We start from the raw sequence: 16254 nt of genomic DNA on the forward strand, positions 1-16254 counted from the left end.
GCATAAATCAGTTTAATCCGCACAGCGGGGCCAGAGAGGGGCGAGCCTTGAACCTCCTCGAGTATGAAGCTAAGACTATCGCAAAGAAGTATGGAATACCTACACCCGAGGGCGTCTTGATAGAAAGGCCCGAACAAGTGAGCGAGGCGGTAGAGAAGCTTGGCCTACCAGTAGTGCTGAAGGCTCAAGTGCCGGTGGCCGGGAGGGGGAAGGCAGGAGGAGTCAAGCTAGCACGGGAGCCGGATGAGGCCTTAGAGATCGCGGAAGAACTCTTCTCGAAAAAGATAAAGGGGTTCCCGGTACTCTCGTTGCTAGTAGAAAGGGCAGAGAACATCCAAAGGGAGCTATACTTATCGTTTACCATAGATAGGGCTAACCGCAAAGTAGTAATGTTGGCTTCCTCGGAAGGAGGGATGGAGATAGAAGAGCTAGCTAAAGAGAAGCCCGAAGCTATAGTGAAGTTGCCAATAGAGCCCGAGGTAGGCCTCAAAGCCCACGAAGCCAGAGAGGTCGGGAAGAGGATAGGCCTAAACGGCCATTTGTTGAGACAGTTCGAAGGAATAGCTAAGACTATGTACAAGATCTTCGAAGACTACGACGCAGAGCTAGTAGAGAGCAATCCGTTGGCCATAACCGACAGGGGGCTAGTAGCTCTAGACTTCAGGATGATAATTGATGATAACGCCATCTTCAGACACCCCGAGTTGGAAGCGTCTAGAGAGAGGGAATTGAGCGAATTGGAGAGGGAGGCGGCCCACTGGGGCTTCTTCTACGTAGAGCTTGACGGCAACATAGGGATTATAGGCAACGGGGCTGGCCTTACCATGGCTACTATGGACATCGTTAACTATTACGGAGGTAAGCCGGCCAACTTCCTCGACATAGGGGGCGGGGCCAGGAGGGATAGGGTGAAAGCAGCTGTCAACGTACTCCTAAAAAACCCTAAGGTAAAGGTCATATTTGTCAACATATTCGGAGGAATAACCTTGGCTAGCGAGGTGGCTCAAGGAATTGTGGACGCAATCTCCGAGTCCGACGTTAAGAAACCCATAGTAGCGAGGATCGTGGGGACCGCGGAAGAGGAGGGCAAGAGAATATTGAGGGAAGCGGGCATACCGCTTTTTGAAAGTATGGACGAGGCTGCACAAGAAGCCGTGAGGTTAGCCAAGGCAGCTTGAGCGGGGGTGATGAAGTATGGTCGTGTTAGTAGACGAAAACACTAGAGTCGTGGTTCAGGGCATAACTGGAAGGTACGGCAGGTTCCACGCTGAGCAGATGATGAAGTACGGAACCAAAGTAGTAGCCGGGGTAACTCCGGGAAAGGGAGGACAAGAGGTCCTAGGGGTACCGGTTTATGATACTGTCAAGGAAGCAAAAGAGGAGCACCCAGAGATAAACACCTCGATCATCTTCGTGCCCGCCGGAGGGGCGGCCGACGCCATAATTGAGGCCGCAGACGCAGAGTTAAAACTAATAGTTGTCATAACTGAGGGAATACCCGTTCACGACACCATGAAGGCCATAAGGTACGCCAGGAATAAGGGTTCCACTGTCGTGGGCCCCAACTGCCCCGGAGTGATAAGTCCGGGTAAAGCGAAGGTAGGTATAATGCCGGAAAAGTACTTCGCCCCCGGACGAGTAGGGATAGTGTCCAGGTCCGGCACGCTGACGTACGAGATAGCCTACCAGTTGAGCAAGAAAGGCATCGGCCAGAGCACCGCTATAGGGATAGGAGGAGACCCAATTATAGGTCTGGACACTGTGGAGGCAGTTAAGCTTATGGACAAGGACCCTGAGACCGACCTCATTGTAGTCATAGGGGAGATAGGGGGAGACGCCGAGGAGAGGCTCGCGGCCGCCATAAGGAAGGGGGAGATCGAGAAGCCCCTCGTGGCCTACGTGGCCGGGAGGACTGCCCCGCCGGGGAAGAGAATGGGCCACGCGGGCGCGATAATAAGCATGGGAGCGGGGACCGCGGAGAGCAAAGTGAAGGCCCTCCGGGAAGCCGGCATACCCGTCGCAGACATACCCAGCCAAGTGCCAGACCTGGTGATCGAGAAGCTCAAAGAGCTGGGCAAGCTCTAAACCCCCTTCTGGGGAGACAAATCTATCAAAACCTCTTCTTCTACGCCCAGCGGGGCGTCGAGTTGTACCGAATTTACCGCTTTAAGAATATGGTTAGAATACCGCCCGAAAGGTTTGGCGAGGATTTAAGGAAGGTTGCACTCGAACTCCTGAGGGAGGAGTACGAGGGCGTGATAGATGAAGAGTTGGGCGTAATCTTGACCGTAACCGACGTGGACATATCCCCGGAGGGCTACATAGTGCCGGGAGACGGCGGCACCTACCACGAAGCTACCTTCACCTTACTGGCCTTCAAGCCGCTAAGGAATGAAGTTGTTGAAGGAATAGTAGTAAACGTCACAAAGAACGGGATATACGTTAATATAGGCCCGATAGACGGCATGGTACACAAAGCCCAACTAGGGGACGAGAGGTTTGAATACGACGCCGCGACGGGAAGTATGGTCGGCGTGAGTACAAAGACCGTCATAAAGAGAGGAGATCTCGTCAGAGCTAGGATAGTACAGATATCCACCAGGAGGGGCCTTAAGGTAGGTATGAGCATGAAAGGGCCCTACCTGGGCAAAATTAAGGACGCGGAGGAGGTTAGACGATGAGAAGAAAGCCTTTCTTAGCATGTATGAATTGTAGGTTCCTAGTGCCCAGGAGAGGAGAGGTCGAGAGGTGTCCGAGGTGCGGTTCCACGGACTTAACGGAGAACTGGGAGGGAATGATAATATTAATCAAGACGGACTCAGAACTGGTAGGAAAGGTGGAATACCTCAAGGAGCCGGGGCGTTACGCTGTAGAAGTGGGAAGGGAGTGAGACTACCCCGGGGCTTGAGGACCCTCCTGGCTTCCCCTAGAGGAGCTCTGATAAGGAACGACCACCTCTTACCAGCACTATTAAAGGGGAAGACGCTGATAACCGTGGGAGACGTAACTACGAAAAGGTGCTTGGAGTTGGGACTAGTACCCCGAACAGCAATATTTGACGGGAAGACAAGGAGGTCGCGATGGGTAGAACTAAAGGCTCCCAACGGCGTGCTAAAGGCCTTCAACCCTCCCGGACAGATATGCTTAGACGCGGCCAAGGTTGTAAAGAAAGCAACCCTAACTTCTACGTGGGTAAAGGTTGAGGGTGAGGAAGACCTCTTAGCGATCCCGGCGCTCTTGAGCTCGGAGAACGGGTGGACCTTGCTGTACGGTCAGCCGAAGGCTGGCGTAGTGCTAATTGAGGTTAACAAATACACCAAGTTCCATTTTGTAGAGATAATTAAGAGGTTCGAAGGTGATGTAGAAGAGCTCTTAAGAGAGTTCAACTACGACCCTTACCAACCCCTTCTCGGCGAGTTGGACGAGCGCCTCTACGACCTCCTCTTCCCTGAGCTTTAACTTCTTGCCCTCTTCTATGAGTTTAACTAGGTCTAATTTACCCCTCTCCAAGATACTTAGCACCTTCTCCTCGTTCTGGCTTATCTTCGTCCTTAACTTTATGGTCAACAAAGTCCTCGTCTTCTCAAGGGCGTCGTAAAGGATTTGATATGTGTTGTTGTCAACAACCCCCGGAGGTTTTACCGATTCCATCTTTAACTTAATAGAGCTTAGCATCTTGTTTATATCTTCTATGTTTAGGCCTAGCTTAATGGCTACTCTACTTATCCTAGTTAATTCATCTAAGTTCTTTACAAGTTCATTCATTGCCTTCTCGTGAATTTCTTTCATTTCAGCCAGCAAGCCTTCGGCTTCACGCTTGAGCCTCCTTAGCTCATCCTTAACGTTTTCTAACACGGCACTGAGTTCGCTGACGGAGGCTGGCTCCCTCACCTCTTTACTCATATTTTCGTAGGCCAGCCTCAACGAGTTTAGCCCCTCACAGAGCTCCTCGAAATCTTCCCAGTAGGGCGTGCTTGAATAGAACTTGGAGGCGAAAGAGCACCAGCTCTTGAGGCGTCTGAACTCCTTCTCCAGCTCTTCTTCTTCCCTCGCGACTTCGCCCAGCTTCACGATAACGCTTAATATCTTCTGATCAGTCATACTGACGCTAGATATAGCCTTATCCAAGGTTAAACGTAACTCCTCAAGCGAGTCCACGGTTAGGTCGTCGGGCAAGACCTCCTTAGGCATCATAACTTGCCTCAACAACAGGTCGTAAGCCTTAGAAGCCAGCTCGCTGTTATAGCTCCTTAGTGAAAGCTCCTTCAACTTTTCCTCCACCTTCCTCCTTCCTTCTACCATCTTCGATATCATATTATCTATCTCCTTGATTAACATATTTACCTTTTCCAGTTCGTTTTTTATCTCCTCGGCATGTTTCTCCAGCATGTAATACTTGACGTTGAAATAAGAAGCCCTCTTCCATTCGCGCTGGTCATAGAAGCGCTCAAAATAGAACTTATCAGGCAGTACTCCCTCTTTCCTTAATTCGGCCACGCGTTTCTCCAACTCATCGCGCGTGAAGTATTTGTCCGCTAGCTCGTCCATCTTGCGCAACATCTTCTTTATCATCACACTCTCCTTCATCTCCTCCGCGTCTAACACAGGAACGCCGACCTCTCCCGATGCTTTACTCAAGACGTTCCTTATTTTGGAAATTGTAGAGGTCACAGAACTGCTAGTTACATCCATTAGTTCGTTGGCCTCCCTCCACGCCTTGTGGGTGACTGGGTACAACGTCTCCACGAGGTAACGGGAGAGGGAAATCAAGAAAGCTGCCCTTCTGGCAACAGTAGCCTTAGAGGACTCTGACCTCAGCGAGACGACTCCCTTCGTTATGTAATCTTTGATCTCGTCCAGAACTATGACATTGTCTTCTTTCTTCTTCGAAACTACTAAGTGAGCGTAGCTCCTCCAAACGTCGCCGTTGGTACTCCAGAGTTCATTTACCTTCTCCAACCAGTTCTCTAACTCCTCTACTAGAGACTTCGTGTTAATCAAAGTGACGAAATAGGGGTCGTTTCCTCTTCTCTCTACTTTCACGAGTCCCCTTCGCTCTAATATCTTTAAGTAGAAGTCTGAGAGTATTCGCTTGTTGTGGGACACCACTATGAATTCTCTCTCTAGTTCTCTCCAAGTCGCCTTGCCCCCTCTCTCCTTCAACAACTTCAGCAGCCTCTCCTCCACCTTGCTTATTCTGATTCTGAGCTTGTTGTCCTCGAGCCTCTCTAACAACCCAGCACTTATTAAGTCCTCCTCAAACCTCTTTAGTCCCCTCACGTTCTCGATATCCAAACCCGAGGAAAAGGGAGCCCTCCTTCGTGAACCCCTTCCGTAGACTGTAAACCTCCTAACTGTTTTTATTATGTGCTCGAACACGTCCTCGGTAGTTAGTACGTCCTTTGGATATGCTAAGTAGAAGACATAAGCGTCGGAAATAGTCTCCTCGCTGGCCCCTGAAGGCCTCTTGAAGTCCTCTACTATCACGCCTTCTCGACGGGCCTTTTCTATCCATTTCTCTATTGCTTTCGGGATACCTATTTCATCGCCTATTTGCTTTAACGTCAACGCCGCCTTCTCCATATCCACGAAGGCGCGTCTCTCCGGCTTTCTCACGTAAAGCTCGTAGACAGCCATCTGAACCAACTTGGCTTCTCTGACCTCCAGCACTACGGAGTCCACAGGGAGTAACGAGGCCTTATCCCTTATGGATTCGTATAGTTCAGGTTTGGTTGATATTACTATCAGGTGTGCGCCCTCCCTCTTAGCCTCCTTAGCGACCTCCTCCAACGTTTTAGCGTCTAAGGACAGAACTACCTTAGGATATATCCTTAGTTGTACGTCACCCAGGCTCACGCTTACGGACCTACCAACTATGGTACCCTTGAACGAGTTTATTATTACTTCAGCGAAGACCTTGTCTAGGTTTATGTCTCCCTTAATGAGCGCGTTTAGTGCTTCCTTCCAAGCCTTTGCCCTGAGCTGGGGGTCTTTTATGAAGGACGCCGCTGTCACAGCGGGGGGCGGATAGAGGTTTAGGGCGTGTTTGCGGGATAACACGTAAGCTTTCTCGAAGGTTATTCCTTCCTCTTCCATTTTTCGCTTTAAGAAGTTGACTAGTTTCTTCGCGTCTATCACAGCCTTTTCCTTAGATAGAACGTCCTCTAAGACGGGCTCCTCCCCTTCCCCGGGGAGGACCAAGTAGTACTCCTCGCTCCAGAGGCCTTTAGGGTAGGTGAGCTCTTCCACTAACATCTTTAACGTATCGTCGTCAATGTCCGGAATCAAGCTTTTCAGCGTCCTTCGGAGGACATTGAAGGCCCTCTGGTAGTCAGAGGTCCTCCAGACGGTCGAGACCAGGGGTTCCGAACTTAGGGAGGCCCTCTGGTCCAAGACCTCCAGCGCTTCAACGGCCCTCTCGACGCCGCTGAGCTCTTCAAGCTCCCGTTCGGACAGCGGGTAATAATAGGCCGCTAGGGCAGCCAAAACCTTCCTCTTGTCTTCTTCACCATAAGTTAACGGAAGGAGAGCCTTTTCGTAGTACAACTTGTCCAAAGCCTTGCTGGAGCCCACGTACGTGAAGACTGTGGCGCCGGACAATATTGAAACTAGCTCTTCTGGGTTCTTAGAAGGTACGGTACAACCGTCCTTCACCAACGAACTCATCACGAAGTTGGTTAAGCTCGTAAGGGCGCCCGGGTTACCTTGGGAAGCCGTGAATATCGTGTTGACAAATTGAGGAGGAACTGGTGAGAACTCCTCCCCGTATGAGTACCTGAACAAGGACCCGACCAATTTATAGGCTTCGCTCCTCGTGAGCGACCGGAGCTCCAACTTGAAGTGGAGCCTCCTCTCAGCCCTCCCCTTCAAGCTCTCGTCTATATCTGCCAAGCTTAAAGCCTTGTGATAGGCATAAGGAGTCATCGCAACGACCAAGTGAAGTATCCCGGGATACTTCTCTTGCATGTACCCGAATTGACCGTTGATGAGTTCTATCAAACCGTTTATTATTTCTTTAACCACGTCTTTGTTTGAAGGAGACACGATCTCCTCAAATTCATCTATGAATATGACGAACCTCTTCCCCGGGAACTTGCCTACCATCTCGTCCAAAGCTTTCTTAGCGTATTCGTGGACGGGACCTCCTTCATATGGCTCTATCAACTTCTCGCCTCTCTCCATATACTCCATCGCCAACGAGTGTAACAACGCCGCTAGGAAGGTAGCCGCCGAGGACTGCCCTGGTCGATGTTTCATCTCTCTAATGGTAGATACTACCCTCTTCACGCTTGTCTCCATTAGTACGACGTTTGGGGGCTTCAACGCCTTCATATAACCGTCAAATACGCTCGTCTTTCCTTCTCCCCACTCGCCTATAACGAACATGGAAACGGTCTCCTCGGCGTTGGCCACCATATTTAAGAACGACCTCACTACGTTCTCTACCTCTTCTCTAATCTTGACCCCGGCGCCCCACAGTTCCTTAAGCAACTCAGAGACGTCCTTACCCGTTATGCTTGGCGCTCTCTTGGGTAGAGGGCCACATTCCATCACTGCTACCGTCGTCTTCGTAGAGCGCACAAGGTTTATAGTTGACCAGCGAGTGCCGAAAGTGTTGTGTACCCCGCCGTGGAGGCGGGTTGCCCATCCGCCCGCTTATAGCGGGCGTTAAGGCCTCCCAGCCGTCGCCGGGAACGGCGGGGCTCCAAGTCCAGCTTTAACCCAGGCTCGTAAAAACGTGAGGGAGGCCTTGGTCTGTAAGCCGAAAGTGGTGAAGTGGGACGAGGTCGAAGCCAAGGAAGTTCCGGCGGAGGTAGCTACTAAGACTACTATACGTTGGATTATCGGGCCCGGAGAAGCTCCTACGTTCTACCTGAGAATATTTGAAGTAGAGCCCGGAGGGGAGATCTTCGAACACTCCCACCCGTGGGAGCACGAAATATTCGTACTAAGTGGTAGAGGAACAATAAAGATAGACGGAAAGGAGTACGAAGTGGAAGCTGGAACGGTCGTCTATATTCCTCCTTGCTCCAAGCACTACTATAAGAACACGGGAACCGACGTTCTTCGCTTCATATGTATAATCCCGAAGGAGGGGGGCAAGTGAGCCCCCTACAAATTACCTCTTAAGAACGTTTAGGCGTCGAGTGGACGCGATGATATACGTAGAGGGAGTCAGAGTCTCGTGGCTGGGCCACGACGGCTTCAAGTTCACAGACGGCAGAACGCTCGTCGCTCTCGACCCCTTCGAGATTATTGTTACTAGCAACCAAAAGGCAGACGTATTATTTATCACGCACGAGCACTTCGACCACTGCTCTCCCAAGGATATAGCTCAGATAATATCTCCCGAGACCGTAATAGTCGCACCGCCGATAGCCGAAGAGTGCTTGTCCATGTTTCCCAACGAGAAGGTTTTCGTGAGACCGTTCGAAGAGGGGGAGGTCGCGGGAATTAAGTTCCGTACCGTCCCGGCGTACAACGTAAACAAGTTCAGAGCGCCTGGAATAGTGTTTCACCCCAAGGAGGACGGGAGGGTGGGCTACGTCTTCGAATTGGGGGACGTGACCTTCTACCATGCAGGCGATACCGACGTTATCCCAGAAATGGCCGAGGTTTCGGCCGACGTCGTCATGTTACCCGTTTCGGGGGTGTACGTAATGACCGCGGAAGAGGCAGTAGAGGCTTTAAAACTAATAAAAGGAGTACAACTGGCCGTACCCATGCACTGGGGAACTATAGTGGGTTCGAAAGATGATGCACTGAGGTTCAAAGAGTTAGTCGAAACCTTGGGTATTAAGGTCATGATTCCCGAGAAGGAGCCTTGGTGAGCTTGCGGAGTCTCCTCCAGTACTCCCTAAGCGGGTGGTCCCCCTTACACTCCTCTTTTCCCGGACAAAGGCCCCACGACACAAGAGTCTTACACGAAGGTGGAGAATACTTCTTGTGAGAACCCCTGAGGCCAGCTAAGTGTTCTATTTGATAACGCGCTATACGCTCGTTATAATCGGGCATATTTTTAAAAACCTCTAAGACCTCATCCACGTCCTTACCTACGTTTAATAGGAACGTGGCTAAGGTAAACCTCTCTTGATGGGATAGGTTGTCCCCTTGGAGGGCCCTCTCGTATATCAAGCGGACGCACGGGGGGAGGGCCTTCGGTTCAAACCCCTTTATCTTTATATGGGTGCCAGTACCCTTTGCCGTATATTTCTTTCTAATACTTTCAAAAACGTCCTTGAACTTTTCGGGTAAAGCTTGAGGGTCGACGTCGCCAACCTCCTTTAAATCTTCCAGAACTTTGATTACGACGGCCTCTTCAGCGAGTCTCCGCAGCTCGTCCTCCTTTAGGTATACAAAACCTCCCAACAAGGCTTTGTTGACAACTTTCCAAGAAGGATCGCTGAGGAACCTCTTTGCTAACTTAACATAATCATTCAAGGTCACTCTGGCTGGGTACTCCTCAGAGTACACCACACTCCTGTGACGCCTCAAAGGAACCCTCAACGGCTCCTCCAAAACTTCTGCCCAAAAGCCGCATGCCTTCATAACCCCTACAACTATTTCTATACTCTCTTTCTTGAAGGACTCGCTGGCCCGCTTGGCCACGTTTACAGCAAAAGTGTTCTTCAACCAACTGCTTCTTGTAGCCGCCACCAAGACCAGAGCTATTCTATAGGCTAACACCGCACACAAGTCGTCACAGTTAACCCCACTGCTGAGGTCTTCACCTTCAATCATGGATTTGGCAACTTTGATCGAATTTGGGTATAACTCCAACAGCTCCTCCACGTCCATTTCAATCCCGAATATCCTCTTTGAGAGCTTAGAGACGCTGCCGACGAAGGGGTAACGCGCGTATATCAACCCGACATCCGTTAACTGAAAACGTCTTGACGTTTAAAGGGGGTCGCTGCTGGCAGAGCCGCTCATCGCTCACCGCCGGAAGTTCTCGCTCATCCCCTAGTGCTATTCCATAAAGCTAACTACGAGAGTCGAGACGGGGGAGCGTAACATGCCTTATATCCCGACATCTGGCCTCGAGGAGGGGTCTACTTGAATCTGAACTACGAGGAGCTGGGGTTGAGAGTCGGCCTCGAGATACACCAACAACTAAAAACCGAAAGAAAGCTTTTCTGCCACTGCAAACCTGAACTAGCAGAGGAAGATGAAGACTTCGACGTAATAGAGAGGAGACTAAGGCCGGTGAGGAGCGAGCTGGGCGAGGTAGACGTAGCTGCCCTCTTCGAGTGGAAGAAGGGCAGAACTTACGTATACAAGGCGCCAACAGGACACTCTTGCTTGGTCGAAGCAGACGAGGAACCTCCTCACGAGGCCGACCGAGACTCGATAATAATAGCCTTGGCCATTGCAAAATCATTCAACTCGAAGATAGTTGATGAAATCCATGTGATGAGAAAAATGGTTATAGATGGTTCTAACACCTCCGGTTTCCAAAGGACCATGCTAGTCGCGCTCGGGGGAGAGCTTGACCTAAAGGATAAAAGGATTGGAATAGAAACTATATGTGTAGAAGAGGACGCCGCAAGGAAGGTGGAAGAAAAGGAGAGGATTACGATCTTCAACCTAGACCGCTTGGGGATACCACTAATAGAAATAGCTACTGAACCTTCGATAACCTCTCCCCAAGAGGCTAAGAAGGTTGCACTTAGGATAGGTCAAATGTTGAGGCTCACGGGAAAAGTGAAGAGAGGGTTAGGCACTATAAGGCAAGATTTGAACGTCTCCATTAAGGGAGGCGCCAAGACTGAAATAAAGGGGGTTCAGAGACTTCAGATAATCGACAAGGTAGTAGAATACGAGGTGATCAGGCAACTTAAGCTGCTCGAAATAAAGGATGAATTAAAGAAGAAGGAGGTGAAGGAAGAGGACATCGTCTCCCAACCTATAAAAGATGTGACAGAGATATTTAGGAACACCCAAAGTAAGCTAGTTAGGAAGTCATTATCCAAGGGCAACAGAGTGTATGCAGTCAAGCTCCCCAAGTTCAGAGGCATCCTCGGGAGGGAAGTACAGCCTAATCGGAGGTTCGGTACAGAACTTGCTGACTACGCTAGGTTCTGGGCCGGCGTGGGGGGGATAATCCACAGCGACGAACTCCCTGGGTACGGGATTTCCGAAGAAGAGGTCGAGGACTTGAGAAGCGAGCTGGAATGTGGCGAAGAAGACGCGTTCGTGATGGTAATAGCCCCGCCGCCGGACGCCAAGAAAGCCTTAGAAGCTGTCAAAGAGAGGGCGGCCTTCGCTCTCAAGGGAGTTCCGGAGGAGACCAGAGCCGCGAACCCTGACGGGACGACCAAGTTCTTGAGGCCTAGGCCCGGCTCCGCCAGGATGTATCCCGAAACCGACGTACCTCCAATAATTGTAACCGAAGAAATGCTGGCCAAGGCAGAGAAGCTAAAACCGAAGAACCCTCTAGAGTTAATTCAAGAATTAATCACTACTTACAAGCTTTCGAAGGACATGGCAGAAAAAATCATATCTAGCGAGCGCTTCGACTTGGCTTACAAGCTAATCAAAAAGTACCACGGCAGACTGAGCGCCAACCTAGTAGCGAGGACCGTTGTCGACACTCTAAGGGAATTGGAAAGAGAGGGTTTCGACGTTGATAAGATATCCGACGAAGCGATAGAGACGACGTTAGACAGCGTAGCTGAGGGAAGGATAGCTAAGGAGGCTGTTCCGGAAGTCCTCCGCAAGGTCGCCGGCGGAGCGAGCGTTAAAGACGCTCTGAAGGAGTTTGCCGCGACGCACGAAGTTAACGTAGAGGAGGTTGTCAAGAAGATAATCGAGCAAAACTTAGATGAAATAAAGAGAAGAGGTACGGAGAGAAGTTTCGGCTTAGTCATGGGAAAGGTCATGGCTGAGCTGAGGGGCAAGGTTGACGGGAAGGTGGTAGCCGAGACCGTGAGAAAACTCCTAAAGGAGCTGGGTGATCTAAATGACTAAATCGATCCGTGTGACAGTGGCAGCTATCCTTTTGTTATCAGCTATAGGAATAATATCGCAAGTCGGTAATTTCTTGGCGTACGTCCTCAATTTTCCTCAACTCGCAAAGTGGACGAACGTTTTAACGGTATTGTTCTCAGCGTTGGTCATATCTTGGTGGATACTAGAAGTGCAGTGAGACTATTTAATGATTTAAATCCGAACTTGGAATTCCCCCTTTCGGGGATCTAATGACCAACGTGAGGTTCGGCGTAGCCATACCGAAGGGGTTGGTTGAGCGTCTTGACAAGGTAGCCGAAAAGTTGAACGTGTCTAGGTCAAAAGTTATAGAAATGGCAGTATCAACATTCATCAACTACTTGGAAGCCCTAAATGATCCGTCTAAGGCAGCTATATTTTTAGCAATAATCCCTTCGAGCGAAGCAGGAAAGCTGGCTATGACTTTAGAGGGCCTTGACGGTTCGGCCTCTGCGTGTATAATGATGAAAGGTAAATACGCCCTAATCCTCATTGACGCCAAGAGAGGGGGCACCGCCCTCCTCGAGAGCTTGAGGAAGCTGAAAGGAATAATCTATCCTATAGTATACCCTGACCTCGACGAGGTGTAAAGTAATGGAATTGCGTAGGTTCGCCTTACCGATGTATATTGTAATCATCTCTACGTTGTTTGGGAGCTATTCTGTATTAAGGTTCTTGGACCTCAGATTCTACGGCGACGCCCCAACATCTATCCTAACGATATGTCAATACCCTAGCCATAAAGGAGTATTGAAAGTCCATTTCTCTTACGCTCTCTTGTTGTTCAAACCGCTGTGCGCAGTAATGCCGTGCTGGCTGTTCGTAGCCACGTTGGCGTTCCTCCAGGGCGTGGGATTGGGGCTAGCGACATACGCGATCTACTCCTTAGCTAGAGAGGTCCTAGGTAGTTGGAAACTGGCATTCGTCGCGTCCCTGGCATACGCGTTTCATCCAGCGATGCACGGCATAGTAAGTTTCGACATACACCCAGAGGCCTACGCCCTTCCCTTGGTGGCTCTCGGAGCTAAGTACTTGGTTACCAATAAGTCTATTCTCAAGGGCTATTTTCTAATGATATCCGCTGTTCTCTTTAAAGAGACCGCGGCGTTTCCCTTATTAGGCGTAATGATATGGAGGACTGCAACCAAGAAAGTAAAGCATAAGACCGAGAGACTTTTTGTCGTTCTCATTTTAGTCGTTGCACCGCTGTTACTCCTCCTAATCCTCAAGCTAAGATTAGTTAACTTTCAGTTCGACAGGTGGAATATTTTCTTCGAGAAACCTTCAGCTAGGTTTAACTACGTGAAGGTCCAGTTCTTGATAGTCACGCTATTGAGCGTATTCCCCTCACTTATCCCGAACGTCAATGTCCTACTCTGGCTCCCGGACTTCCTTAACTTTTTGTTCACTACTTCGTGGTATAAGTTCAAGTTCTGGTATGGATTTCAATACCCAGTGTTCTTAATAACAATGATGGTCATAGCAGCAATCTTGAATACATCTAAGCTCAAAGGTCGCTTGCGCGCCGGCGTGTGGGGGGCCCAGTTAGCCCTAGTACTAATCTTAGCCGTCGTCGCCGACCCCCTTGCTTATTGGGCCATGATATATGAGTATTATTACTATTATTCATCTGGAGGAGAACCAGCGCCCTACCCGATTTACCCTTGGACCTCGTTAACCACCTACAGGCCGATAGCTCCGAACTACTTACACTGCTTCTGGAAAGCGTTGGAGTTATACGACGTCGCATCCAAATACTTGAAACCCGGTGAGAGGGTCAGTGTGCCCGATACGTTAATGAGTATTTTCTCATGTAAATATGAACCCTTACATACGGGCAACATGGCCATGAAGGATTGGTATTGGAACAGCCGTCTGACGCCGCAAAGGATTGCAGTGATCTTAGCTACTTGGCTCAGAGCGCACGTTTTTGTAAACATGTATGGAACAGTAAGAACTATGGATATCCCCAAGTATATTTGGGATGAAGTAGTAGAGAAGGCAATAATGGTCAAAGACGCGGGATACGTATTTATTATGAACCAAACCAAACTAGCTAGACTCAAGTCCATCCTAAGTGGTATGAAGGTAATTTGGTTGGCGAACGGGACATTCGCAATTGTTGGGAAGGATGGAGGGAGAGGCAGCAGCGGATCGAACCTCTTCAAAGTGAAGTACGGCTTGGCCACTAAAGACGGGAAGCTCGTCCCAAGCTTGTACGATTACGTACCTAAGTACGGCATAAAAAACATAACGTGGCTAGAGGGTTACATCTACGTTGGCGTAGACGGTACTTACGAGCTCTACGGCTCACCCGCAGTCTTGGAGATAGAGATAGATAATGTCACTTTGAAACCAACCAAGAGGATAGAAGTTATGCAAGACTTCGTACACGCCAGTTACTTCGGCAAACTGAGGCTCACCGAAGGCTGGCACAAGATAAAGGTCAAGATCTTCCCAGGATGGGTACAGCTATATTGGAAAACCCCCTTTAGCTGTGCCCCCTACCCTCCGTCGGCCGCGCGCTTCCTACCATCAAAAGAATTAAATATGCAAGAGCGGAAGATCGGGGGATGACAAAGACTTGCCCCCCTCGAGCACACGCGATGAAGAAATTACCGCGATGGGACCCTCGGAGTGTGGTGGAACTTGAAGCTAGAGGACATGCCAGTAGAGGACCTAGGGGCCTTTGCTGAAGCCGTCGAGGCCTTGGATGAAGACGAAGTAGCCGAGATGTTGGAAGAAGCTAAGAAGTACTTCAGGGGAGAGTGGCCCTTCGTGGTGACGCAGCCGGACGCCAGGACCGTTTTCCACGGGGACCTATTTGGGGACTTGGTGAGCGTCTACGATGTTTGGAACGTCTTGGGTCTAAAAGAAGTCCTTGGAAACTACAAATTGGTTTTCCTCGGCAACTACGTAGACAGGGGGCCTAAACAACTAGAAACGTTGTTGTTGGTTTTATCACTCAAGGCCAAAAGGCCCTCAGAAGTGTTCGTCTTAAGAGGGAACCACGAGCCCTACAAAGGTCTGGAACCCTTGCCTCACGATTTCCCTCAACACCTCGCTAGGAGGTTCAAACGTTGGAGAGAAGTGTTGAGGGCAGCTAGGTCAGTGTTCGAAGCTCTGCCCTTAGCGCTGGTGATCGACGGAGCCGTGGTGGCTTACCACGGAGGGCCGGCCACAGTCCTCCTTCGCAGAGGGTGCAAAGGCCTCGACTGTGTCTTCGGCGAACCTCAGAGGGAAGTCGTGGAAGAAATACTGTGGAACGACCCAGCGAATGTCTGCGGCTGGGAGGACGGGCCGGAGGCTTGTTGGGCCCCCTCGCCAAGGGGGAGGGGTTTCCTCTGGGGCCCTGGAGCCACGCGTTATCTGTTGGAGGCGCTCGAAGTAAGTTATGTGGTAAGGGGTCACACGCCGGTCGACGGCGTCAAGTTCTTTCACAAAAAGAGGGTTGTCAGCATATTCACCCGAGCCGGCTCGCCCTTCTTCAATAAAAGGGTCGGCGCATGGGCCCCCGACTTCTTGGATCCTGCGTGGGAGCTAGAACCCGAGAGGTGGGCCGTGGTAGTTTAGGGTTTACCGAAAACTTCTATCATAATCCTCCTTAACGGTATTAATTTCATCTTAACCCTATCGCTCATCTTCACCTTAATTAGCCTTAGGACATCTTGAGGAAAACCTTCACCTTCTTCCTCATCCATTTTTACATCATATTCCCAACACCCCTCGAGAGGTTGGAAGAGGGGAATGCTAGTCCCTATCGGGACGCCGCCGCGGAAGATCCCGGCGTCGTTGAAGGGGATGGCAGTCCAAGCGAGGGGGGCCACAAACCAGCAACAGTGAGTGGGAACCTCCTTTAAGAGAACTACGTGATTCCCGATTTCGTAGCTCATTTCCTTAGCAACCTTTAATGGTTCCTTCAGGGACGCAAAACCCTTAGGGTGCCTCAAGGCCGGCTCGATAAATATTCTATTACCTTTCTTAACGACGAGCGCGGGATCGTGTTCTATTTTCATCAGGTTCTTTACGGCATTAAACTTGGAGTAGGGAGTGGGCACCCTCACTACTGCTACGGGCTCGCCGACGTTCAAGTTAGCACGAGCTCTTGATGGCTCTATTCCGAAGACGCTGTATAGAGCTAAGCTCTCTTTGTCGAAAGGCCCCTTCCAGTAAACTACTTCCCCGAATTCATCAATAACTTCGGAAACGTGACAAAACAGAGGGGCTCGAGCTTCTCTCCAATTCCTAAGCCTCCTTAACAAAGGT

The 16254-nt window shown here is 50.2% G+C and carries 15 protein-coding genes; 12 read left to right on the forward strand and 3 right to left on the reverse strand.

Translation table 11 applies throughout. From position 1 onward, the window contains the following. Window positions 1–47: 47 nt before the first annotated feature. From sucC to AC1HCZ_RS02070, 5 genes are all read left to right on the forward strand, one after another. A complete protein-coding gene (gene sucC / locus AC1HCZ_RS02050) occupies window positions 48–1178 on the forward strand; it encodes an ADP-forming succinate--CoA ligase subunit beta (RefSeq protein WP_479461876.1) in 1131 nt (376 codons plus the stop codon). A gap of 16 nt (window positions 1179–1194) precedes the next feature. Continuing rightward, window positions 1195–2085 (forward strand): succinate--CoA ligase subunit alpha, encoded by an 891-nt coding sequence (gene sucD, locus AC1HCZ_RS02055; RefSeq protein ID WP_479461877.1) that lies wholly within the window; start codon window positions 1195–1197, stop codon window positions 2083–2085. Window positions 2086–2147: 62 nt separating this feature from the next. Then, window positions 2148–2681 (forward strand): DNA-directed RNA polymerase, encoded by a 534-nt coding sequence (locus tag AC1HCZ_RS02060; RefSeq protein WP_479461878.1) that lies wholly within the window; start codon window positions 2148–2150, stop codon window positions 2679–2681. Then, window positions 2678–2890, forward strand: a complete 213-nt coding sequence (spt4, locus tag AC1HCZ_RS02065) for a transcription elongation factor subunit Spt4 (RefSeq protein ID WP_479461879.1) — start codon at window positions 2678–2680, stop codon at window positions 2888–2890. Before AC1HCZ_RS02060 ends, spt4 begins: the two co-directional genes overlap by 4 nt. Window positions 2891–2904: 14 nt before the next feature. Next, window positions 2905–3459, forward strand: a complete 555-nt coding sequence (locus AC1HCZ_RS02070) for a GTP-dependent dephospho-CoA kinase family protein (protein WP_479461880.1) — start codon at window positions 2905–2907, stop codon at window positions 3457–3459. Here AC1HCZ_RS02070 and AC1HCZ_RS02075 read toward each other — a convergent pair. Beyond that, window positions 3373–7581, reverse strand: a complete 4209-nt coding sequence (locus AC1HCZ_RS02075) for a hypothetical protein (protein WP_479461881.1) — start codon at window positions 7579–7581, stop codon at window positions 3373–3375. The two genes, AC1HCZ_RS02070 and AC1HCZ_RS02075, sit on opposite strands and share 87 nt — an antisense overlap. Window positions 7582–7750: 169 nt before the next feature. Here AC1HCZ_RS02075 and AC1HCZ_RS02080 point away from each other — a divergent pair, with 169 nt between their 5' ends. Then, entirely contained in the window at window positions 7751–8107 is a 357-nt protein-coding gene (locus AC1HCZ_RS02080; protein WP_479461882.1) for a cupin domain-containing protein, read from the forward strand. A 49-nt stretch (window positions 8108–8156) separates the two neighbouring features. Next, on the forward strand, window positions 8157–8831 hold the full coding sequence (locus AC1HCZ_RS02085) for an MBL fold metallo-hydrolase (RefSeq protein ID WP_479461919.1): 675 nt from the start codon (window positions 8157–8159) through the stop codon (window positions 8829–8831). Here AC1HCZ_RS02085 and AC1HCZ_RS02090 read toward each other — a convergent pair. Further along, on the reverse strand, window positions 8803–9867 hold the full coding sequence (locus AC1HCZ_RS02090; protein ID WP_479461883.1) for a hypothetical protein: 1065 nt from the start codon (window positions 9865–9867) through the stop codon (window positions 8803–8805). The genes AC1HCZ_RS02085 and AC1HCZ_RS02090 overlap by 29 nt on opposite strands. A gap of 189 nt (window positions 9868–10056) precedes the next feature. Between AC1HCZ_RS02090 and gatE the strand changes: the two genes are divergently transcribed. The 5 genes from gatE to AC1HCZ_RS02115 are packed head-to-tail and all read left to right on the forward strand — an operon-like array spanning window position 10057 to window position 15561. Beyond that, window positions 10057–11970: a Glu-tRNA(Gln) amidotransferase subunit GatE gene (gene gatE / locus AC1HCZ_RS02095; RefSeq protein ID WP_479461884.1), complete on the forward strand. Its 1914-nt coding sequence runs from the start codon at window positions 10057–10059 to the stop codon at window positions 11968–11970. After that, window positions 11963–12148 carry a hypothetical protein gene (locus tag AC1HCZ_RS02100; protein WP_479461885.1) on the forward strand — a complete coding sequence of 62 codons (186 nt, stop codon included), beginning with the start codon at window positions 11963–11965 and terminating at the stop codon, window positions 12146–12148. The genes gatE and AC1HCZ_RS02100 overlap by 8 nt, the downstream gene beginning before the upstream one ends. A gap of 52 nt (window positions 12149–12200) precedes the next feature. Next, window positions 12201–12578 carry a ribbon-helix-helix domain-containing protein gene (locus AC1HCZ_RS02105; protein ID WP_479461886.1) on the forward strand — a complete coding sequence of 126 codons (378 nt, stop codon included), beginning with the start codon at window positions 12201–12203 and terminating at the stop codon, window positions 12576–12578. A gap of 4 nt (window positions 12579–12582) precedes the next feature. Then, entirely contained in the window at window positions 12583–14565 is a 1983-nt protein-coding gene (locus tag AC1HCZ_RS02110) for a DUF2079 domain-containing protein (RefSeq protein WP_479461887.1), read from the forward strand. 60 nt (window positions 14566–14625) lie between these two features. Continuing rightward, a complete protein-coding gene (locus AC1HCZ_RS02115; protein ID WP_479461888.1) occupies window positions 14626–15561 on the forward strand; it encodes a metallophosphoesterase family protein in 936 nt (311 codons plus the stop codon). Here the strand turns inward: AC1HCZ_RS02115 and AC1HCZ_RS02120 are convergent. Next, window positions 15558–16250, reverse strand: coding sequence for a hypothetical protein (locus AC1HCZ_RS02120; RefSeq protein ID WP_479461889.1), 693 nt, complete (start codon window positions 16248–16250; stop codon window positions 15558–15560). The genes AC1HCZ_RS02115 and AC1HCZ_RS02120 overlap by 4 nt on opposite strands. Between the last annotated feature and the right edge of the window lie 4 nt (window positions 16251–16254).

The sequence above is a fragment of the Ignicoccus sp. genome (assembly GCF_056435145.1).